Raw genomic sequence first — 18,977 nt, 5'->3', positions numbered from 1 at the left:
GAGAGCAGTTCTTGTTGAAATACACCGGAGAGTAACGAATTCCAGGACATCGCCCAAGAGACGGCGCCTGGAACAACCGTCGCGCCGGAGCCGGAATTCTTACAGGTTCAGCCCGGATGCAGTCGCAACAGGCGCCCATTGCGTTCGTCGGTCAGCAGGTAGATGAAACCATCGGGTCCTTCGCGCACATCGCGCACGCGCGCGTTGAGGTCGGGCAACAGGCGCTCTTCTTTCACCACACGGCCACCGCTGATGTCCAGCCGCGCCAGGTAGCGGAACTTGAGCGAGCCCGCGAGCAGGTTGCCCTGCCAGGCCTTGCCGTAGCGTTCGCCCTTCACGAAGGCGAGGCCCGATGGCGCTATCGAGGGTGTCCACTGGAACACCGGTTGTTCCAGCCCGGCCTTGGCGGTGATGCCCTCGCCGATGGCGCCGCCGCCGTAGTTTTCGCCGTAGGTGATGACGGGCCAGCCGTAGTTCTTGCCGGCCTCGGGGCGGTTGATCTCGTCGCCGCCCTGGGGGCCGTGTTCGCTGGTCCAGAGCCGCCCGTCGGGCCCGAGCACGGCGCCCTGCAGGTTGCGGTGGCCCAGGCTCCAGATCTCGGGCAGTGCCCCGCTGCGGCCCACGAACGGGTTGTCGGGCGGCACGCTGCCGTCCTTGTTGATGCGCACCACCTTGCCGTGGTGGTTGTCCAGCGTCTGCGCGTCTTCCTTGCGGCTGAAACGGTCGCCCAGAGTGAGAAACAGCGTGCCGTCGGCCGCTTCAACGATGCGGCAGCCAAAGTGCGCACGGCTGCTGAACTTGGGTTGCTGGCTGAAGACCACCTTCACGGCCTCCAGCCGCGTGGCGTCGGCAGACAGCCGGGCCGACGCCAGCGCGGTGGAGTTGCCGCTGCCGCGGGCTGCGGGCTCGGCGTAACAGAAGTACACAGTGCGGTTGCGTGCAAAGTCGCGATCGGTGATCACGTCCAGCAGACCGCCCTGCCCGCCCGCGTCCACCGGCGGCAGGCCGGCCAGCGGCTCGCTCAGACGGCCGTCGGGCGCCACCACGCGCAGGCGCCCAGGGCGCTCGGTCACCAGAAAACGCCCGCCATCGATGAAAGCGACGCCCCAGGGGTTCTGCAGACCGCTGGCGACCACTTCAACACGCGGCGCAGGTGTCTGGCCGTGGGCCAGGGTGCCCAGCAGGGCGAACATCAGCAGCGCGAGGCGCTGGATCGGGATCAGAATCGGCAGGTGCATGACAAGGCCCTCCAGATGGAAACGGTTGGTGCCCGATCAGGGAGCTCAGGTTCCCGCTTCAGCCGAACGGGCGCACGCCAAACAGCCAGGCGTGGGCCCAGAACACGAACAGCGCGTACAACGCCAGCCCGCCCACCAGCGCGATGGCGTCGTTGGCGCCACCGGCCGGCAAAGCGGGCACCGGGCGCAAGGCACCGGCCAACGCGCGGCGCTTGAGGGAGATGCGGTCGGCCACGGCCCAGGCCAGGAAACCACCGAACAGCAGCACATCGGCCAGCGTGCCCCCGGTGACCGACTGGGCCAGCAGGTGCGCCAGCGCCCAGAGCTTGACGGCCAGCAGCATGGGGTGTTTCGCCGCGGTCTTGATGCGACCCGGCAGGTAGGCCGCGAGCAGCAGCACGAACACCGGCAGCATCAGCAGCGCGGCCAGGTGGCGAAAGCCGCCCGGCAAGGCGTAAAGCAGCACCGGCGTCTCGCGCGCTACGCCGTAGCCCCAGACGATGAGCGCCAGCCCCGCGAACGAGGCCAGCGAATACAGGCCCTTGAAAGCGTTCTCGCCCAGCTGGGCCGCCAGGCGGTTGCGACCGCCGGGCGAAACGATGGCGATGCTGTGCACGCCCAGAAACAGCACCAGACCCAGAACCAGCCACACCATGTTGAACTCCTGTGCCCTGACCCGGGCCGCAGGGCACCGTGCCCCGCTGGGGGCCACTGTAGCGGCTTGGGCTCAAGTCCGCAGCGTGCCGGGTCTTGCTGATCGATGTGCCGCCTGCAAGCATGGCTCCGGAGCGCGATCCCGGGGGCATGCAAAGGTCCAAGCCCAGGGCACCGCCGGGCCGGCTTTGCCGGACGGCCAGTGCGCCTTGCAGGCCGCAGCCTCGCCAGAGTCGAGGCTTCTTCTGTCCGTCCAAGCCTGCGCAGGCAGGCTCGGAGCCGCGGCCCTCAGCCCCCGGGGGGTAGCGCGAAGCGCTGCGGGGGTACTTCAGCCGTGCATGCCTTCGAGCAGATCGGCCAGTTCGTCGGCGTGTTCTTCTTCCACCGCCAGGATCTGCTTGAGCAGGCCGCAGGTGGTCGGGTCCTGGTCGCCGAGGTACAGGATCATGTCGCGGTAGCTGTCGATGGCGATGCGCTCGGCCACCAGGTTCTCCTGGATCATCTGCGTCAGCGTGTCGCCGGCCACGTATTCGGCGTGGCTGCGCTGGCTCAGGCTGTCGGGCGAAAAGTCGGGCTCACCGCCCAGCTGCACGATGCGCGCGGCCAGCAGGTCGGCGTGGCCCTGCTCTTCGTTGGAGTGGATCAGGAACTCGGCCCCCACGCTCTGGCCGTGGATGCCACGCGCCATGAAGTGGTGACGCCGGTAGCGCAGCACACAGACGATCTCGGTGGCCAGCGCCTCGTTGAGCAACTTGACCACCTGGTCGCGGTCGGCGCCGTAGCCGGCGGTCACGGCACCCGCCTCGATGTGCTGGCGTGCCTGGCTGCGTAGGGTGGCGATGTCGGTGAGCAGGTGGACGGCGTTCATTGTTTGACCATCAGTTCGTTCTTGACGCTGGTGACGCCTTCGGCGGCGCTCGCCAGCTGGCTCGCCAGGTCGATCTGTGCCTGGCTGTTCACAAAGCCGGTGAGCTGCACCTCGCCCTTGAACGTGACCACGCTGATGTCGAAGCTCTTGATGTCGGGATCGGCCAGCAGGGCGGTCTTGACGCGGCCGGTCACGGTCGCGTCATCGATCTTGGTGCCCACGGTGCTGGGCGTGCCCTTGAGGGTGACGGCGTTTTCAACCTCGGTCACACCGGCCACGCTGCGCGTGATCGCGAGTGCCTGGTCGATCTGGGCCTGGCTGTCGACAAAGCCGCTGAGCTGCACGGTGCCTTTGCGGGTTTCAACCTGCAGGTCAAAGCTCTTGACAAGATCGTCGGCCAGCAGGGCGGACTTGACGCCGGAGGTGATGACGGCATCGTCCACCTGGGTGCCCAGCGTGATGCTCGGCGCGGGTTCCTGCACCATCTCGGGCGGCTTGTTACAGGCCACCAGCGTCAGGGCGGCCAGGCCGATGAGGCTGCCGGCCAGCAGGAATGTCGGTTTGCGTTGGGTCATGGGGTACTCCAGAAAAAAGAAAATGGGTGGGGGGGAAGCGGGTTCAGCGGGCGAGGTAGCCGCCGTCCACCGGGTAGTACGACCCGGTCACGAACGACGCGCGCTCCGAGGCGAGCCAGACCACCAGCTCGGCCACTTCTTCAGCGCGACCCAGGCGCCCGATCGGATGGGCGGCGACCAGCAGGGCGTTGGCCGCCGGGTCCTCTTCGAGGCCGCTGATCATGGGCGTGTGGATGAAGCCGGGGCCGACCGCGTTGATGCGCACGCCCTGGGCGCCGTATTCGAGGGCGGCGGCCTGCGTGAGGCCCACAACGCCGTGTTTGGCTGCGGTGTAGGCCGACGCGGTGGCGAAGCCGACCGCGCCCAGAATCGACGCCACGTTGACGATGGCGCCGCCGCCATGGAGCAACATGGCCGCTATCTGCGCACGCATGCCGTAGAACACGCCGTTGAGGTTGATGTTGATCACCTGTGCCCAGGCGTCGAGCGGGTAGTCGGCCAGTGGCGCGGCGGCGCCGCCGATGCCGGCGTTGTTGCAGGCCACGTCAAGACGGCCGAAATGTGCCATGGCCTGGGACACCAGGGCCTGGCACTCGTCGGCGCTGCCCACGTCGGCCGCGACAAACAGCGACTCGCCGCCCTGCGACCGCACCAGCGCGCCGGTTTCGACGCCGGCGTCGGCATCGATGTCCGACAGCACCAGCAGCGCGCCTTCGCGCGCGGCCGTGAGGGCAATGGCCCGGCCGATGCCCGAGGCGGCACCGGTGACAAGCACCACTTTGTTTTTCAGCATGGGTTCCATCCAAAGGGGTGCAGCCTGGGGCTGCACGCTGCAGACCCCGTCGCTGGTGCGAGCCAACAGCGGGGATGTGGATGGACCTTAGGTGTCGGAGCGCCGGGCGTCTGTGCGCTGCCAGACCAAGCGCGGATTCAGCCCGCTCGCGCGGGCGCCGGCGCCGCAGCGGTTTCGGTGGTGACGAGCCAGATGCCCAGACACACCAGCGCCAGCGCGATCAGGTTGCGCCATTCGAGCACCGTCTCGCCCAGGAACAGGGCCGAGAGCAGCGCGCCGAACACCGGGATCAAAAAGTTGAACACCGTGACCTGCCCCACCCGGTTGTGCTTGAGCAGCGCGGCCCAGAGCGCAAAGGCCGCCGCCGAGAGCACGGCCATGTAGCCCAGCAAGGCCAGGGATCCAACTCCCCAGCCCGTGATGGCGCCGCCACCGGCCAGCCCGCCCAGCAGCAGCACCAGCCCGCCAATGGCGAGCTGCCAGGTGGTCATGACCATCGGGTCCAGCCGCTGCGACACGCGCTTGCCGTAGATGCTGGCGGCCGAGAGCACGAAAGCCGCGATGACGATGAAGCCTTCGCCCAGCAGGGTGAAGCTCGCGTCCAGCCCTTGAACGCCGCGCAGGTTCACCACCATCACACCGACAAAACCGACCGCACAACCGAGCGCCTTGCGGCGGCGCAGCCGGTCGTTGGCGTAGATGAAGTGCGCCAGCAGCACGCTGAAGAAGGTGCCGGTGGCGTTGAGGATGGAGCCCTTCACGCCGGTGGTGTGGGCCAGCCCGACGTAGAAGAACACGTATTGCAGCGAGGTCTGCGCCAGCCCGAGCAACGCCACCTGGCGCCATTGCCCCGTGGACAGCGCCCACACCGGCTTGCCCATCAGGCGCGCGATCACCAGCAGCAGACCACCCGCGAGCAGGAAGCGCCAGCCCGCGAAGGCCAGCTGCGCCGCCGTGTCGCTGCGGGCAATGCCGAGCAGCGCATAGCCACCCTTGATGGCTGGGTAGGCGCTGCCCCAGAGCAGGCAACACAGCGTGGCGAGCCCCACCAGGTTGCGCGGGCGGCGGAAGAACGCGGCTCCGGGGGCGTGCGCGGAAGAAGCGCCCGTGGGCCGGGCACTGTCGCGGGCCGTCATCCGTGCGGCGCGGCCTTCACGAAGGCACCGCCCTGGTACAGCGCGGCCGGGTCGTGGCGGTCTATGGCCGGCTGGCGCGCTTCCACCGCCGGTCGGAACACGTCGGAGCTGTCCTGCGGGCGGTAGCCAATGTGTTTCGCGGGCGTGTTGTCCCACCAGCTGGTCTGGTTGTCGGACACGCCATAGATGATGCTGTGGCCAACGATGGGCGCGGTGAGCGCGGCCACGATCAGGCGCTCCAGGTCGTCGTAGCTCAGGTAGGTGGCGAGCATGCGGCGGTCGCGCGGCTCGCTGAACGACGAGCCGATGCGCACGCTCACGGTCTCGATGCCCCAGCGGTCCCAGTAGAGCTGGGCCAGGTCTTCACCGAAAGCTTTCGAGAGACCGTAGAAGCCGTCGGGTCTGGGCGCGGTTTGGGGTGTGATGACTTCGTCCTGCCGGTAGAAGCCGGTGACGTGGTTGGAGCTGGCGAAGACGATGCGCTTCGTGCCGTGCTGGCGCGCCGCTTCGTAGAGGTTGACCATACCGACGATGTTGCCGGCGAGTATAGGTTCCCAGGGCTGCTCGGTGGAGACCCCGCCCATGTGCACCACGGCGTCCACGTCCGCCAGCATGGCGTGCACGCGGTCCTTGTCGGCGAGGTCGGCGGTGAAGACCTCTTCGCCCGCACCCGGGGCGCCGAGGTCGCTGCGGTGGCTCAGGCGCAAGACCTCGCAATAGGCCTTGAGGCGCGGGCGCAGCTCGCGGCCCAGGTTGCCGGCGGCACCGGTGAGCAGGAGGCGGTTGAACTTCAATGGGGTTGCGGGCTGGGCAAGCATGGTGGGGGCTCCGAAGAAAAATCAGCTTTTGAAACGGCCAGCCAAGGCCTGCGCGCTGTCGCGCAACAGATTCTGGTCGGCGCCCACAGCGACGAACAGGCAACCCTGTTGCACGTAATGGCGCGCCAGGGTCTCGTCGCCGGTCAGGATGCCCGGGGCCTTGCCGCAGGCGCGGATGCGGGCGATGGCGTCGTCGATGGCGGCGAGCACCTCGGGGTGTTTGGGGTTGCCCAGATGGCCGAGCGCGGCCGAGAGATCGCCGGGGCCGATGAAGACACCGTCGATACCGTCCACGTTGGCGATGGCTTCCAGGTTCTGCAGGCCCAGCACGGTTTCCACCTGCACCAGCACGCAGATTTCTTCGCCACAGCGGTGCGCATAGTCCTTCACGCGGCCGTAGCCACTGGCGCGCGGTGCGCCCGCGAAACCGCGCACACCGTGCGGCGGGTAGCGCGTGTAGGCCACGGCGTTGCGCGCCTCGTCTTCGGTCTGCACATAAGGCACCAGCAGCGTCTGAACGCCGATGTCGAGCAGGCGCTTGAAGACCACCATGTCGTTCCACGGTGGGCGCACGATGGCCGAGGCCTTCGTGCCCTTCATGGACTGCAGCTGCGACAGCAGCTCGGGCAGCTCGTTGGGCGAGTGCTCCATGTCCAGCAGCAGCCAGTCGAAGCCGCTGTCGGCCAGGATCTCGGTGCTCAGGTGGCTGCACAGGTGCGACCACAGGCCGATCTGCTTGGTGCCGGCGTGGATCGCGTGCTTGAAATGGTTGACGGGCAGGTCCATGGGTGTCTCCGTTGGAAGGTGGGGGTCGCCGGGTTCCGGGCGCTCGGCGCCGGTCTGTGGCTTCAGTTGCCGGCGATCTGGAAGTTGGCCGCCGATTCCAGCGCGCGCACCAGGCCCGAGTGGTCCCAGGCCGCGCCGCCCAGGGCGACGCAGCTGTTCATGAGCTGGGCCGCGCTGGCAGTGTGCGGCAGGCTGAGGCCCAGCGCCTTGGCGCCTTCGAGCGCGAGGTTCAGGTCTTTCTGGTGCAGCTCGATGCGGAAACCGGGGTTGAACGTGCGCTGGATCATGCGTTCGCCGTGCACCTCCAGGATGCGGCTGGCCGCGAAGCCGCCCATCAGCGCCTGGCGCACCCTGGCCGGATCGGCGCCGGCCTTGGCCGCGAACAGCAGCGCCTCGCCCACGGCCTCGATGTTGAGCGCCACGATGATCTGATTGGCGACCTTGCAGGTCTGGCCGTCGCCCACGCCACCCACCAGCGTGATGTTCTTGCCCATCAGTTCAAACAGCGGCTTGACGGTGGCGAACGCGGCCTCGGTCGCACCGACCATGATGGTCAGGCTCGCGGCCTTGGCGCCCACCTCGCCGCCGGACACCGGCGCGTCGATGTAGTCACAGCCCAGGGCCTGGATGCGTTTGGCGTAGTCCTTGGTGGCGATGGGCGAGATCGAGCTCATGTCCACCACCGTTTTTCCAGCAGCGAGGCCCTTGTCCAGCCCGGACTCGCCAAACAGCACCTCGGCCACGTGCGGCGTGTCGGGCACCATGAGGAAAATGATGTCGGCCGCGCGCGCCACGTCGGCCGCGGTTTCGCAGGCCTTGGCACCCGCATCCAGCAGCGCGGCCGGCACGCCGCTGCGCGACTGCGCAAACAGCTCGTGGCCCGCGGCCAGCAAATGACCCGCCATGGGCGCGCCCATGATGCCCAGTCCGATGAATCCCAGTTTCATGTTGATGTCCTTTAAGCGTAGGGGAAGAGCAAGCCGCTTCAGCGCACCAGCGCCGGCTGCTTGTTGTTGAATGTCCAGCCCGGTATCAGGTACTGCATCGCGACCGCGTCGTCGCGCGCGCCCAGGCCGTGCTGCTGGTAGAGCTGGTGTGCTTTCTGCACCTTGTCCATGTCCAGCTCCACGCCCAGGCCCGGCTGCTGGGGCACGTCCACATAGCCGCCTTTGATCTGCAGCGGTTCTTTGGTCAGGCCCTGGCCGTCCTGCCAGATCCAGTGCGTGTCGATGGCGGTCACCTTGCCCGGCGCGGCGGCGGCGCAGTGGGTGAACATGGCAAGCGACACGTCGAAGTGGTTGTTGGAATGCGAGCCCCAGGTCAGGTCGTGCATCTGGCAGAGCTGGGCCACGCGCACCGAGCCCTGCAGGGTCCAGAAATGCGGGTCGGCCAGCGGGATGTCGACCGACTGCAGCATCAGGCTGTGCGCCATCTCGCGCCAGTCGGTGGCGACCATGTTGGTGGCGGTGGGCAGGCCGGTGGCGCGCTTGAACTCGGCCATCACCTCGCGGCCGGAGAACACGCCCTCGGCGCCACACGGGTCTTCGGCGTAGGCCAGGGTGTTGCGGTGGTCGCGCAGCAGGCGCACCGCGTCTTTCAGCAGCCAGCCGCCGTTGGGGTCGAGCGTCACGCGCGCCTGCGGAAAACGCTCGTGCAGCGCGACGACGGCCTCGACCTCGGCTTCGCCACGCAGCACACCGCCCTTGAGCTTGAAGTCCTGGAAACCGTAACGCGCCTGCGCGGCTTCGGCGAGCTTCACCACCGCCTCGGGCGTGAGCGCGGCTTCGTGGCGCAGGCGCTGCCAGTCGTCCGCCGCGTCGGGCTCGCTGCGGTAGGCCAGGTCGGTCTTGTTGCGGTCGGCGATGTAGAACAGGTAACCCAGCATCTGCACGCGCTCGCGCTGCTGGCCCTCGCCGAGCAGGGCCGCGACCGGCACGCCGAGGTGCTGGCCCAGCAGGTCGAGTAAGGCGGACTCCACGGCGGTCACGGCGTGGATGGTCACGCGCAGGTCAAAGGTCTGGTTGCCGCGGCCGCCGCTGTCGCGCTCGGCGAAGCCGCTGCGCAGGCTGTTGAGCACACGGTTCCAGGCGCCGATGGGCTGCCCTTCGATCAGGGGCCGTGCGTCTTCCAGCGTCTGGCGGATTTTTTCGCCGCCCGGCACCTCGCCCACGCCGGTGTGGCCTGACGAGTCGGTCAGGATCAGCAGGTTGCGGGTGAAAAACGGGCCGTGCGCGCCGCTCAGGTTGAGCAGCATGCTGTCGTGACCCGCAACGGGGATCACTTGCAATCGGGTGACGGTGGGGGTGGCGTTCATGGGCGGTGCGTGAGGACAGGACAACAACGGCAAAACCGTTTAAGTTGACAGTCATCATACAACTTAGGTGAAGCCACCCCATCCGGGATAACCCTCGATTCACCCCTCCCTCACGACTTCAGGCGGCCTGGGTCTCGCTCTTGCGCAGGCGTTCGCGGCTGTTGGACAGGTGGGTGCGAATGGCCGCGCGGGCGCTGTCCACGTCCTGATCCCGGATCGCGTTGTAGATGCTCTCGTGCTCCAGGTGCACGCGCCGCAGGTACATCAGGCGGTTCGGGTCCTGGGCCGCGGCGGTGGCCAGGCGTACCCGCGGAAAGACACCCGGACCGAGCGAATTCATGACTTCGGCGAAGTGGCTGTTCTGGGTCGCCAGCGCGATCTCGCGGTGGAACTGGAAGTCGGCGTTGGCGGCGTCCTGCCCGGCCTCGATGGCTTCGGAGAAGGCATCGAGGGCGGCCTGCATGCTGACCAGATTCGCCTCCGTGCGGCGCGCCGCCGCGATGGCCGCGGCCTCGGTCTCTACGCCGATGCGCAGCTCCAGCAACGCAATGGTGTCGCGCAAGGTACCGAGTTGCTCGGGCCGGATGCGAAACGGAGCGCTCTCCTCCACCTTCAGCACGAAGGTGCCGATGCCGTGGCGGGTCTCGGCCATATTGACCGCCTGCAGGGAGGAGATGGCTTCGCGCACCACGGTGCGGCTGACGCCGAACTCTTCCATGATGGACGCCTCCTTGGGCAGCTTGGTGCCCGGCGGATAGTCACCGCCGCGGATGCGGCCGACCAGCACCTGCGCCAGCTCGGACGACAGGGTGCGCGATTTGTTGCTGCGACTGGAGAGATCCCGATTCATTAGGGTAAGCCTGATGTTTGCTGCTGGAGTCATCTGCTAGATTAGTTGTACGACAACTGATGATGAGATGTTTGCAACCAATGTAGCAGATGCATCACCTTGTTGGATAGGTCGTTCACCCTCTGATTCGCCCGAATTGCTTGCCCCTTCAAACCAGCGCCCCGGCGCCCAGGAGATACCGAGATGACATTCCGCAGAACCCTGATTCAGCTCGCCGTGGCCGCCGCGGGCACCTGTGTGTTCGGCCTGGCTTCGGCGCAGACCGTGCTCAAGGCCGCCGACGTGCACCCCGCCGGCTACCCCACTGTGGTGGCGGTGGAGGCCATGGGCAAGAAGCTCGAAGCCGCCAGCCAGGGCCGCTACAAGTTCCAGATGTTTCCGGGCAGCGTGCTCGGCGACGAGAAGGCCATGATCGAGCAGACCCAGGTCGGCGCGATCCAGTTGCTGCGCACCTCGCTCGGCCCGGTCGGCCCGGTGGTGCCCGAGGTGAACGTGTTCAACATGCCCTTCGTGTTCCGCGACGTGGCCCACATGCGCGCCGTGATCGACGGCCCGATCGGCCAGGAACTGCTGGACAAGATCAGCGCCAGCCCGGCCAAGATGGTCGCCCTGGCCTGGATGGACGGCGGCAGCCGCAGCCTCTACACCAAGAAGCCGGTGCGCTCCCCCGCCGACCTCAAGGGCCAGAAGATCCGCATGATGGGCAACCCGCTGTTCGTCGACACCATGAACGCCATGGGCGGCAACGGCATCGCCATGGGCTACGGCGAGGTGTTCACCGCGATCCAGACCGGTGTGGTCGATGGCGCGGAAAACAACCCGCCCAGCCTGTACACCGCCAACCACTTCAAGGCCGGCGCCAAGTACTACACCCAGACCAACCACCTCATCATTCCCGAGATCCTGGTGATGTCCAGGGTGGCCTGGGACAAGCTCACGCCCGCCGACCAGACGCTGATGAAGAAGCTGGGCCGCGAAGCCCAGCTGGAGCAGCGCAAGCTCTGGGACGCCGCCGTGGCCGACTACAGCGCCAAGCTCAAGGCCGAGGGCGTGGAGTTCATCGCCATCGACAACAAGCCTTTCTTTGACGCCACCGCCCCGGTGCGCGCCAAGTACGGCGCCCAGTTTGCCGACCTGATGAAGCGCATCGGCGAAGTGAAATAAGCCGAGCCTGCGCCCGTCGCCCCTCCAGTCACCCCGGCCTTGCGCCGGGGTGCCGCTTGCAGAAAACGATCCATGAAATCCCTCTACGTCGCGGCGATGGACCGCCTTTACCTGGCCTGCATCTGGGCCGCCGGCGTGGCCATCGTGTGCATGTCGCTGATCATTCCCTGGGGTGTGTTCACGCGCTATGTGCTGGGCACCGGCTCGCAGTGGCCCGAGCCCATCGCCATCCTGCTCATGATGGTGTTCACCTTCATCGGCGCGGCCGCGGCCTACCGCGCCAACGCCCACATCGCCGTGACCATGCTCACCGACGTGCTGCCGCCACCCCTGCGCGCGCTGTGCGCCTGGCTTGTGGACTTGTGCATGGCCGCGGCCTGCGCCTTCGTGGCCTGGTACGGCACCAGCCTCAGCCTGGGCACCATGGGCCAGTCGATCAGCGAACTGCCCTGGTTGCCGGTGGGCGTGACCTACGCGGCCTTGCCGCTGGGCTCGCTGTTCACGCTGCTGTTCGTGATCGAACGGCGCTGGATCGGCCCGCAGGACCACCGGCGGCTGATGCGCTACGAAGAACCGGAAAAGACCGACCGGGGCGCCGCCCTGGCCCACGGGGAGAGCCGCTGATGGACGCGTTCGTGCTGATCGGCAGCTTCATGCTGCTCATGGTGCTGGGCGTGCCCATCGCCTTCTCGCTCGGGCTCGCTGCGCTGGTGGGTGCCCTCTACATCGACATCCCGCTCGACGCGGTGATGATCCAGATCGCTTCGGGCGTGAACAAGTTTTCGCTGCTCGCGATTCCCTTCTTCGTGCTGGCCGGCGCCATCATGGCCGAGGGCGGCATGGCGCGGCGCCTGGTCGCTTTCGCCGGCGTGCTGATCGGTTTCGTGCGCGGCGGCCTGTCGCTGGTCAACATCCTGGCCTCCACCTTTTTCGGTGCGATTTCCGGTTCCTCGGTGGCGGACACCGCCTCGGTCGGCACGGTGCTGATCCCCGAGATGGAGAAGAAGGGTTATCCGCGCGAGTTCGCGACCGCCGTCACCATCAGTGGCTCGGTGCAGGCGATCCTGATCCCGCCCAGCCACAACGCGGTGCTGTATTCGCTCGCGGCCGGTGGCACGGTGAGCATCGCCGCGCTGTTCATGGCCGGCGTGTTGCCAGGCCTGCTGATGGGGCTGACGCTCTCGGTGCTGTGCCTCTACAAGGCGAAGAAACACGGCTACCCCAAGGGCGAGGTGATTCCGCTGAAGCAGGCGCTGAAGATCTGTGGCGAAGCCATGTGGGGCCTGATGACCATGGTCATCATCCTCGGCGGCATTCTCTCGGGCGTGTTCACGGCCAACGAGTCGGCCTCGATCGCGGTGGTCTGGGCCTTCTTCGTGACCATGTTCATCTACCGCGACTACCAGTGGCGCGACCTGCCCAAGCTGATGCACCGCACGGTCAAGACCGTGACCATCGTCATGATCCTGATCGGCTTTGCCGCCGCTTTCGGCTACATCATGACGCTGATGATGATCCCGCTGCGGGTCACCACCTTCCTCACCGAACTGTCGGACAACAAGTACGTGATCCTGGCGCTGATCAACGTGCTGCTGATCGTGCTGGGCACGCTGATGGACATGTCACCGCTGATCCTGATCCTCACGCCCATCCTGTTGCCGGTGGTGAAGATGATGGGCGTGGACCCGGTGCACTTCGGCATGATCATGATGGTCAACCTGGGCATCGGCCTGATCACGCCGCCGGTGGGCACGGTGCTCTTCGTGGGGAGTGCGATTGCCAAGCTCAAGATCGGCGTGGTCTCCAAGGCGCTCATGCCGTTTTTCGTGGCGCTGTTCGTGGTGCTGCTGATGGTGACCTACCTGCCCTGGCTGTCGCTGTGGCTGCCGCGCACGCTGGGCCTGTGAGACCCGAAGCCATGACACAGCGCTTCGTTTTCATCTCGCACGCCGACAGCGGCGACGTGCACACCCTCGCCCTGAACGCCGACGGCGACTTGCGGCCGGTGTCCGCCGTCACGCCCGGCGGCACGCTCATGCCCATGGCGCTGAGCCCCTGCGGGCGATGGCTCTACGTGGCCCGGCGCAGCGAACCGCTGGCCGTGGTCACGCTCGCCATCGACGCCTCCACCGGCCAGCTGCAAGCGCTGGGCGAAGCCGCCCTGCCCGGCAGCATGGCCTATGTGTCGACCGACCACTCTGGGCGCTGGCTGTTCGCGGCCTCGTACCCGGCCAACTGCGTGAGCGTGAGCCCCATCGCCGACGGCGGCATCGCGGGCGAAGTGCAGCAACTCGTGCCCACGCCGCCCCACGCGCACGGCATCCTGAGCGCGCCCGACAACCGCCATGTGCTGGCCACCAGCCTGGGCGGCGACCAGGTGCTGCAGTTCCGCTTCGATGCCGCCACCGGCCAGCTCAGCCCCAACACGCCGGCGGCCTGGCCGCAGCGGCCCGGCGCCGGTCCGCGCCACATCCGCTTCCACCCCAACGGGCGCTTCGTCTACCTGCTCAACGAGCTGGACGCCACGCTCGACGTGCTGGCCTACGACGCCGCCGCGGGCACGCTGGCGCATGTGCAGACCGCAGTCACCGTGCCACCCGGCTTCAGCGGCACACCCTCCGCGGCCGACCTGCACCTCACACCCGATGGCACCCTGCTCTACACCAGCGAGCGCACCAGCAGCACCCTGGCCGCGTTCGCGGTGGACGCCAGCACCGGCCGCGTCGAGCCCCGGGGTCACACGGCCACCGAAAACTGCCCGCGCGGCTTCGCCATCACGCCCGACGGCCAGCACCTGCTCGCCGTGGGCCAGCTCTCGCACCACCTGAGCCGCTACCGCATTCACCCGGCCACCGGCGCGCTGGCCTTGCAACAGCGCCTGCCCATGGGCCAGAACCCCAACTGGATCACTTTCAGCCACCCGGCTCGATGAGCCACACACCCCCGGAGCACCACCCCATGAAATTTGCCAGACGCACCCTCTGCCTGTCGCTCGGCGCCGCCGCCCTGATGCCCCTCGCCGCCTGGGCCCAGGACTGGCCGGGCAAGCAGCCGATCCGGATCGTCGTGCCCTTCCCCGCTGGTGGCACGTCCGACGTGCTCGCGCGCCTGATCAGCCTGAAGATGACCGAAAAGCTCGGCCAGACGGTGCTGGTGGAAAACCGGGCCGGCAACGCCGGCAACCTGGGCGCCGATCTGGTGGCCAAGTCGCCCGCCGATGGCTACACCTTTGTGCTGATGGACGTGGGCAACCTCACCATCAGCCCGGCGCTCTACAAGCTGCCCTTCGACGTCATCAAAGACTTCGTTCCCGTGGCCATGGTCGGCTACTCGCCGCACCTGCTGGTGGTGAGCACCAAGGTGCCGGCCAGCAACATCGCTGAACTGGTGAAGTACGCCAAGGCCAACCCCGGCAAGCTGAATTTCGCCGCCGCAGCCGGCATGGGCAGCGCGCCCCACATGGCGGGCGTGCAGTTTGCCCGGCGCAACGGTATCCAATGGAACTACGTGCCCTACAAGGGCGGCTCGCAAGCCATGACCGACCTGGTCGGTGGCCACATGGACGTCACCTTCAACGGCATGGTCGCCACCTACCCGCACGTCAAGGCCGGCAAGCTCAAGCTGCTGGCCGTTTCCAGCGCCAAGCGCTTCGGCGAACTGGGTGACGTGCCCACCGTCAGCGAAAGCACGCCCAACTTCCTGACCGGCAGCTGGCAAGGCCTGCTGGCCCCGGCCGGCACGCCACCGGCCATCGTGGCCGCGGTGCACGCCGAGGTGCAACGCATCACCGCGCTGCCCGACATCAAGGAGAAGCTGCAGTCCCTCGGCCTGGAACCGTCACACATGAGCGCGGCCGATTTCAATGCCTGGATCAAGGCCGAAATCCCCGCCATGGCGCAGATCGTCCGCGAAGAAAAGATCACCCTCGAATAAGCCCCTCGGCGGCGCCCCCGGGCGCCGCGTTCCTGCACCCACCGGAGACAACACCATGAAAAAATCCCTCATCACCCTGCTCGTGGCCGCGACCACCAGCCTCAGCGCCTTCGCCTGGCCCGACAAGCCCATCACCCTCGTCGTGCCCTTCCCGCCCGGCGGCTCCACCGACCTGATCGCGCGCACGCTGTCGGGCAAGATGGGCGAGAAGCTCGGCGGCGCCACCGTGGTCGTGGAGAACAAGGCCGGCGCCACCGGCACCATCGGCGCCACCTACATCGCGCGCGCGCCGGCCGACGGCCACACGCTGTTCGTCTCCTCGCTCGGCCCGTTTGTGATCGCACCGCACCTGTTCAAGGTCACCTACGACGCCCTCAAAGACCTGGAGCCCATCACGGTGGTCGTGCAGGCGCCCAACGTGCTGGTGGTGCCCGCCGCGTCGGCGCGCACGTCGGTTGCCGAAGTGATCGCCTACCAGAAGGCCAACCCGGGCAAGATGAGCTTCGCCTCCTCCGGCAACGGCAGCAGCGACCACCTCACCGCCGAACTCTTCTGGCAACAGACGGGCACCAGCGGCGTGCACGTGCCCTACAAAGGCGGCGGCCCGGTGATGAGCGACCTGCTGGGCAACCAGGTGGAGTCGTCGTTCATGAACATCAACACCGCCCTGCCGCAGATCAAGGCCGGCAAGCTGCGTGCCCTGGCCATCACCAGCGCCAAGCGCTCGCCGCTGCTGCCCGATGTGCCCACGCTGGAAGAAAGCGGCGTGAAGGACGCCAACGTGCAGTCCTGGCAGGCCGTGGCCGCGCCCAGGGGCCTGCCCGCCGACGTGAAGAAGCGCCTCCACGACGCCATCGTGGCGAGCATCAACGACCCCGCCGTGACGCCGAAGCTGCTGGAGCTGGGCTTCGAGGTGGTGCTCAACACCCCCGAGCAGTTCGCGGCGTTCCAGGCGTCGGAATACGCGCGCTGGCAGAAACTGATCACGAGCCGGAACATCAAAGCAGATTGATTTGACCCACCCCCGCCGCGGGGACGGTCTACCCCCCGCGCCGCCTGCAGCGTCACCCCCCGGGGGGGCGGCGCTGGCGGCCCGGCAAAGCCGGTTCCGCGGCGCCCTGGGTTGGGCTACCCCTCCCTTTGCGATGTCATTTGTCCACCAGCGGCTTTCTTCCTCTCTTTCGTGATATTCCTCTTTTCATGAGCAGCCTCTCCTCTCCTGTACCGCGCGGCATCCGCATGCACCCGGCGGACAACGTGGCCATCGTCGTCAACGACGGTGGCCTGAAACCCGGCGCCGCGCTGGCGGACGGGCCGGTGCTGGTGGAGGCGGTTCCCCAGGGTCACAAGGTGGCGCTGGTGGACCTGCCGGCGGGCACCGCCGTGCGGCGCTACAACGTGGTCATCGGCCACACCGGCGTGGCCATTCCGGCCGGCGGATGGGTCAACGAGCAGCGGCTGGTGATGCCGGCGGCGCGTTCGCTCGAAGGCCTGCCGGCGTCCAATCCGCCCGCCCAGTTGCCACCGCTGGCCGGCCACACCTTCCAGGGCTACCGCAACACCGACGGCAGCGTGGGCACGCGCAACCTGCTCGCCATCACCACCACCGTGCAGTGCGTGGCCGGCGTGCTCGACTTCGCGGTCGATCGCATCCGCAGCGAACTGCTGCCGCTGTACCCGAACGTGGACGGCGTGGTCGGTCTGGAACACACCTACGGCTGCGGCGTGGCGATCGACGCGCCCGACGCGATCATCCCCATCCGCACCTTGCGCAACATCTCGAGCAACCCCAACTTCGGCGGCGAGGTCATGTTGCTCAGCCTGGGCTGCGAGAAGCTGCAGCCCGAGCGCCTGCTGCCGCCGGGCTCGATTCCGATCAGCGATCAACGAGACAGCGAACTCGATGTGGTCACGCTTCAAGACGACGCCCACGTCGGCTTCATGTCCATGATCGATTCCATTCTCCGGCAAGCCCGTGTGCACCTGGAACGCCTGAACCGGCGCCAGCGCACCTCCTGCCCGGCGTCCGACCTGGTGGTGGGTGTGCAGTGTGGCGGCAGCGACGCGTTTTCCGGCGTTACCGCGAACCCGGCCGTGGGCTACGCCACCGACCTGCTGGTGCGCGCCGGCGCCACCGTGATGTTCTCGGAAGTGACCGAGGTGCGCGACGGCATCGACCTGCTGACCACGCGCGCGGCCAGCCCCGACGTGGCAGATGCCATGGTGCGCGAGATGGCCTGGTACGACGCCTACCTCAACAAAGGCCTGGTGGACCGCAGCGCCAACACCACGCCCGGCAACAAGAAGGGCGGCCTGTCCAACATCGTGGAAAAGGCCATGGGCTCCATCGTCAAAAGCGGCACCGGCCCGATCCACGGTGTGATCGGGCCCGGCGAGAAGGTCAAACAGAAGGGCCTGATCTTCGCCGCCACGCCGGCGAGCGACTTCATCTGCGGCACGCTGCAGCTCGCCGCCGGCATGAACCTGCACGTCTTCACCACCGGCCGCGGCACGCCCTACGGCCTGGCCGAATGCCCGGTGATCAAAGTCGCCACGCGCGACGACCTGGCGCGCCGCTGGCACGACCTGATGGACGTCAACGCCGGGCGCATCGCCAGCGGAGAAGCCACTATCGAGGACGTGGGGACCGAGCTGTTCCAGCTGCTGCTGGCCGTCGCCAGTGGTAAAAAAACATGGGCCGAACACTGGAAGCTGCACAACGCCCTGGTGTTGTTCAACCCGGCCCCCGTCACCTGAACCGACTGGACCGCCTCTGAACTGTCATGGACGCCGAAACGCTACCCGGCCTGCTCGAACCGGCCCGTTTTGAGGGCGGGTTCGATGGCCGATCTACGGCGCTCTTCCTGCTGCACAACGAGCGCGGCATGGCTGTGGCCGTTTGCAACCTGGGCGCCCGGATCCTGCAGATCGTGGTGCCCGACCGCGACGGTGTGCCGGGTGATGTGGCGCTGGGCTACGACAGCCTGGACGACCTGCTCCAGGGCGCGCCGTCCATGGGCGCCTTCATCGGACGCTACGCCGGGCGCATCGCCCAGGCCCGCTTCACGCTCGACGGTCACGAGCACCAGCTGGTCGCCAACGCCGGCCCGCACTGCCTGCACGGCGGCCCGCGCGGCTCGCGCCACCGCGTCTTCGAGGCCCGCCAGACCGACGCCCATACGCTGGAACTGCAGCACCGCTTCGACACCGCGGACGACGGTTTCCCCGGCACGCTGGCCCTGCGCCTGACCTACCGGCTGACCGAGCACAACGAGCTGGTGATCGAACACGTAGCCACCGCGGTCGAAGGCCACGGGCCGGCGAGCTTCACCTGCCATGCGTTCTTCAACCTCGACGGCCCCGGCCATGCGCGCATCGACGGCCACCGGCTGGAAGTGCGCGCCAGCCAGCTGCTCGCCACCGACGCCGACAACATCCCCACCGGCGAGCGCACGCCGCTGCGCGACCACCCGCTGGACCTGCGCACCCCGCAGACGCTGGGCAACCTGCCCGACATCGACCACAGCTACGTGATCGACGCCGACCCCCACACCACCAGCCTGCGCCTGTGCGCCCGCGCCGACAGCGAAGCCAGCGGCCGCACGCTGGAGGTCTGGACCACCGAACCGGTGCTGCAGGTGTACACCGCGGGCCAGCTCGGCACAGGTGGGTCGGCCGACATCGGCAAACGGGGTGTGGTCCACGGGCCGCGCAGCGGGCTCTGCCTGGAACCCCAGCAGTTCCCCAACGCCCCCAACTGCCCGGGTTTCCCGTTCAACCGCGTCACGGCCGAGCGGCCTTACCGCGCGCAGACGCGTTACCGGTTCGGTGTGCTGAACGGATAGACC

19 protein-coding genes are annotated in these 18,977 nt (G+C 67.7%); 8 read left to right on the top strand and 11 right to left on the bottom strand.

Annotated features, from left to right (window positions below; genetic code table 11):
• Nucleotides 1-107: 107 nt before the first annotated feature.
• The 11 genes from AC23D4_RS20305 to AC23D4_RS20255 form a co-directional block, all read right to left on the bottom strand.
• Nucleotides 108-1,193, bottom strand: a complete 1,086-nt coding sequence (locus tag AC23D4_RS20305) for a PQQ-dependent sugar dehydrogenase (RefSeq protein ID WP_472887526.1) — start codon at nucleotides 1,191-1,193, stop codon at nucleotides 108-110.
• Between the two features lie 103 nt (nucleotides 1,194-1,296).
• A complete protein-coding gene (locus tag AC23D4_RS20300; protein ID WP_472887426.1) occupies nucleotides 1,297-1,893 on the bottom strand; it encodes an NnrU family protein in 597 nt (198 codons plus the stop codon).
• 327 nt (nucleotides 1,894-2,220) lie between these two features.
• Nucleotides 2,221-2,760 (bottom strand): ferritin-like domain-containing protein, encoded by a 540-nt coding sequence (locus tag AC23D4_RS20295; protein ID WP_472887425.1) that lies wholly within the window; start codon nucleotides 2,758-2,760, stop codon nucleotides 2,221-2,223.
• Nucleotides 2,757-3,335 carry a BON domain-containing protein gene (locus AC23D4_RS20290; protein ID WP_472887424.1) on the bottom strand — a complete coding sequence of 193 codons (579 nt, stop codon included), beginning with the start codon at nucleotides 3,333-3,335 and terminating at the stop codon, nucleotides 2,757-2,759. The genes AC23D4_RS20295 and AC23D4_RS20290 overlap by 4 nt, the downstream gene beginning before the upstream one ends.
• Before the next feature lie 43 nt (nucleotides 3,336-3,378).
• Nucleotides 3,379-4,128 (bottom strand): SDR family NAD(P)-dependent oxidoreductase, encoded by a 750-nt coding sequence (locus AC23D4_RS20285; protein WP_472887423.1) that lies wholly within the window; start codon nucleotides 4,126-4,128, stop codon nucleotides 3,379-3,381.
• Nucleotides 4,129-4,265: 137 nt separating this feature from the next.
• On the bottom strand, nucleotides 4,266-5,264 hold the full coding sequence (locus AC23D4_RS20280) for a DMT family transporter (protein WP_472887422.1): 999 nt from the start codon (nucleotides 5,262-5,264) through the stop codon (nucleotides 4,266-4,268).
• The gene (locus AC23D4_RS20275) at nucleotides 5,261-6,082 is read right to left on the bottom strand and encodes an NAD-dependent epimerase/dehydratase family protein (RefSeq protein ID WP_472887421.1); all 822 of its coding nucleotides are present in this window, start codon (nucleotides 6,080-6,082) and stop codon (nucleotides 5,261-5,263) included. The genes AC23D4_RS20280 and AC23D4_RS20275 overlap by 4 nt, the downstream gene beginning before the upstream one ends.
• A 21-nt stretch (nucleotides 6,083-6,103) precedes the next feature.
• Nucleotides 6,104-6,868 (bottom strand): HpcH/HpaI aldolase family protein, encoded by a 765-nt coding sequence (locus AC23D4_RS20270; RefSeq protein ID WP_472887420.1) that lies wholly within the window; start codon nucleotides 6,866-6,868, stop codon nucleotides 6,104-6,106.
• 62 nt (nucleotides 6,869-6,930) lie between these two features.
• Complete coding sequence (locus tag AC23D4_RS20265) at nucleotides 6,931-7,815, bottom strand: 2-hydroxy-3-oxopropionate reductase (protein ID WP_472887419.1); 885 nt, start codon at nucleotides 7,813-7,815, stop codon at nucleotides 6,931-6,933.
• Between the two features lie 38 nt (nucleotides 7,816-7,853).
• Complete coding sequence (gudD, locus tag AC23D4_RS20260) at nucleotides 7,854-9,182, bottom strand: glucarate dehydratase (RefSeq protein ID WP_472887418.1); 1,329 nt, start codon at nucleotides 9,180-9,182, stop codon at nucleotides 7,854-7,856.
• Between the two features lie 118 nt (nucleotides 9,183-9,300).
• A complete protein-coding gene (locus AC23D4_RS20255; RefSeq protein WP_472887417.1) occupies nucleotides 9,301-10,032 on the bottom strand; it encodes a FadR/GntR family transcriptional regulator in 732 nt (243 codons plus the stop codon).
• A 183-nt stretch (nucleotides 10,033-10,215) separates the two neighbouring features.
• Here AC23D4_RS20255 and AC23D4_RS20250 point away from each other — a divergent pair, with 183 nt between their 5' ends.
• The 8 genes from AC23D4_RS20250 (at nucleotide 10,216) to AC23D4_RS20215 (ending at nucleotide 18,974) form a co-directional block, all read left to right on the top strand.
• Nucleotides 10,216-11,196 (top strand): TRAP transporter substrate-binding protein, encoded by a 981-nt coding sequence (locus AC23D4_RS20250; protein WP_472887416.1) that lies wholly within the window; start codon nucleotides 10,216-10,218, stop codon nucleotides 11,194-11,196.
• A 72-nt stretch (nucleotides 11,197-11,268) separates the two neighbouring features.
• Nucleotides 11,269-11,820, top strand: coding sequence for a TRAP transporter small permease (locus AC23D4_RS20245; protein WP_177138877.1), 552 nt, complete (start codon nucleotides 11,269-11,271; stop codon nucleotides 11,818-11,820).
• Entirely contained in the window at nucleotides 11,820-13,103 is a 1,284-nt protein-coding gene (locus AC23D4_RS20240; protein WP_472887415.1) for a TRAP transporter large permease, read from the top strand. The genes AC23D4_RS20245 and AC23D4_RS20240 overlap by 1 nt, the downstream gene beginning before the upstream one ends.
• Before the next feature lie 11 nt (nucleotides 13,104-13,114).
• On the top strand, nucleotides 13,115-14,128 hold the full coding sequence (locus AC23D4_RS20235; RefSeq protein ID WP_472887414.1) for a lactonase family protein: 1,014 nt from the start codon (nucleotides 13,115-13,117) through the stop codon (nucleotides 14,126-14,128).
• Nucleotides 14,129-14,154: 26 nt separating this feature from the next.
• Entirely contained in the window at nucleotides 14,155-15,129 is a 975-nt protein-coding gene (locus AC23D4_RS20230) for a Bug family tripartite tricarboxylate transporter substrate binding protein (protein ID WP_472887413.1), read from the top strand.
• 55 nt (nucleotides 15,130-15,184) lie between these two features.
• A complete protein-coding gene (locus tag AC23D4_RS20225) occupies nucleotides 15,185-16,141 on the top strand; it encodes a Bug family tripartite tricarboxylate transporter substrate binding protein (protein WP_472887412.1) in 957 nt (318 codons plus the stop codon).
• Between the two features lie 188 nt (nucleotides 16,142-16,329).
• The gene (gene garD / locus AC23D4_RS20220) at nucleotides 16,330-17,886 is read left to right on the top strand and encodes a galactarate dehydratase (protein WP_472887411.1); all 1,557 of its coding nucleotides are present in this window, start codon (nucleotides 16,330-16,332) and stop codon (nucleotides 17,884-17,886) included.
• A 26-nt stretch (nucleotides 17,887-17,912) separates the two neighbouring features.
• Entirely contained in the window at nucleotides 17,913-18,974 is a 1,062-nt protein-coding gene (locus AC23D4_RS20215; protein WP_472887410.1) for an aldose epimerase family protein, read from the top strand.
• Nucleotides 18,975-18,977 lie beyond the last annotated feature (3 nt).

Source organism: Hydrogenophaga sp. L76, from assembly GCF_057654755.1.
Note: the sequence above shows the minus strand (reverse complement) of the source record. Positions and strands in the feature narration are given on the sequence as shown.

Coding starts and splice junctions, on each gene's coding strand:
- AC23D4_RS20280 (WP_472887422.1), bottom strand. CDS start 5,264: ATGACGGCCCGCGACAGTGCCCGGCCCACGGGCGCTTCTTCCGCGCAC.
- AC23D4_RS20250 (WP_472887416.1), top strand. CDS start 10,216: ATGACATTCCGCAGAACCCTGATTCAGCTCGCCGTGGCCGCCGCGGGC.
- AC23D4_RS20240 (WP_472887415.1), top strand. CDS start 11,820: ATGGACGCGTTCGTGCTGATCGGCAGCTTCATGCTGCTCATGGTGCTG.
- gudD (WP_472887418.1), bottom strand. CDS start 9,182: ATGAACGCCACCCCCACCGTCACCCGATTGCAAGTGATCCCCGTTGCG.
- AC23D4_RS20265 (WP_472887419.1), bottom strand. CDS start 7,815: ATGAAACTGGGATTCATCGGACTGGGCATCATGGGCGCGCCCATGGCG.
- AC23D4_RS20255 (WP_472887417.1), bottom strand. CDS start 10,032: ATGAATCGGGATCTCTCCAGTCGCAGCAACAAATCGCGCACCCTGTCG.
- AC23D4_RS20295 (WP_472887425.1), bottom strand. CDS start 2,760: ATGAACGCCGTCCACCTGCTCACCGACATCGCCACCCTACGCAGCCAG.
- AC23D4_RS20270 (WP_472887420.1), bottom strand. CDS start 6,868: ATGGACCTGCCCGTCAACCATTTCAAGCACGCGATCCACGCCGGCACC.
- AC23D4_RS20290 (WP_472887424.1), bottom strand. CDS start 3,335: ATGACCCAACGCAAACCGACATTCCTGCTGGCCGGCAGCCTCATCGGC.
- AC23D4_RS20215 (WP_472887410.1), top strand. CDS start 17,913: ATGGACGCCGAAACGCTACCCGGCCTGCTCGAACCGGCCCGTTTTGAG.
- AC23D4_RS20230 (WP_472887413.1), top strand. CDS start 14,155: ATGAAATTTGCCAGACGCACCCTCTGCCTGTCGCTCGGCGCCGCCGCC.
- AC23D4_RS20300 (WP_472887426.1), bottom strand. CDS start 1,893: ATGGTGTGGCTGGTTCTGGGTCTGGTGCTGTTTCTGGGCGTGCACAGC.
- AC23D4_RS20245 (WP_177138877.1), top strand. CDS start 11,269: ATGAAATCCCTCTACGTCGCGGCGATGGACCGCCTTTACCTGGCCTGC.
- garD (WP_472887411.1), top strand. CDS start 16,330: ATGAGCAGCCTCTCCTCTCCTGTACCGCGCGGCATCCGCATGCACCCG.
- AC23D4_RS20275 (WP_472887421.1), bottom strand. CDS start 6,082: ATGCTTGCCCAGCCCGCAACCCCATTGAAGTTCAACCGCCTCCTGCTC.
- AC23D4_RS20235 (WP_472887414.1), top strand. CDS start 13,115: ATGACACAGCGCTTCGTTTTCATCTCGCACGCCGACAGCGGCGACGTG.
- AC23D4_RS20285 (WP_472887423.1), bottom strand. CDS start 4,128: ATGCTGAAAAACAAAGTGGTGCTTGTCACCGGTGCCGCCTCGGGCATC.
- AC23D4_RS20305 (WP_472887526.1), bottom strand. CDS start 1,193: ATGTTCGCCCTGCTGGGCACCCTGGCCCACGGCCAGACACCTGCGCCG.
- AC23D4_RS20225 (WP_472887412.1), top strand. CDS start 15,185: ATGAAAAAATCCCTCATCACCCTGCTCGTGGCCGCGACCACCAGCCTC.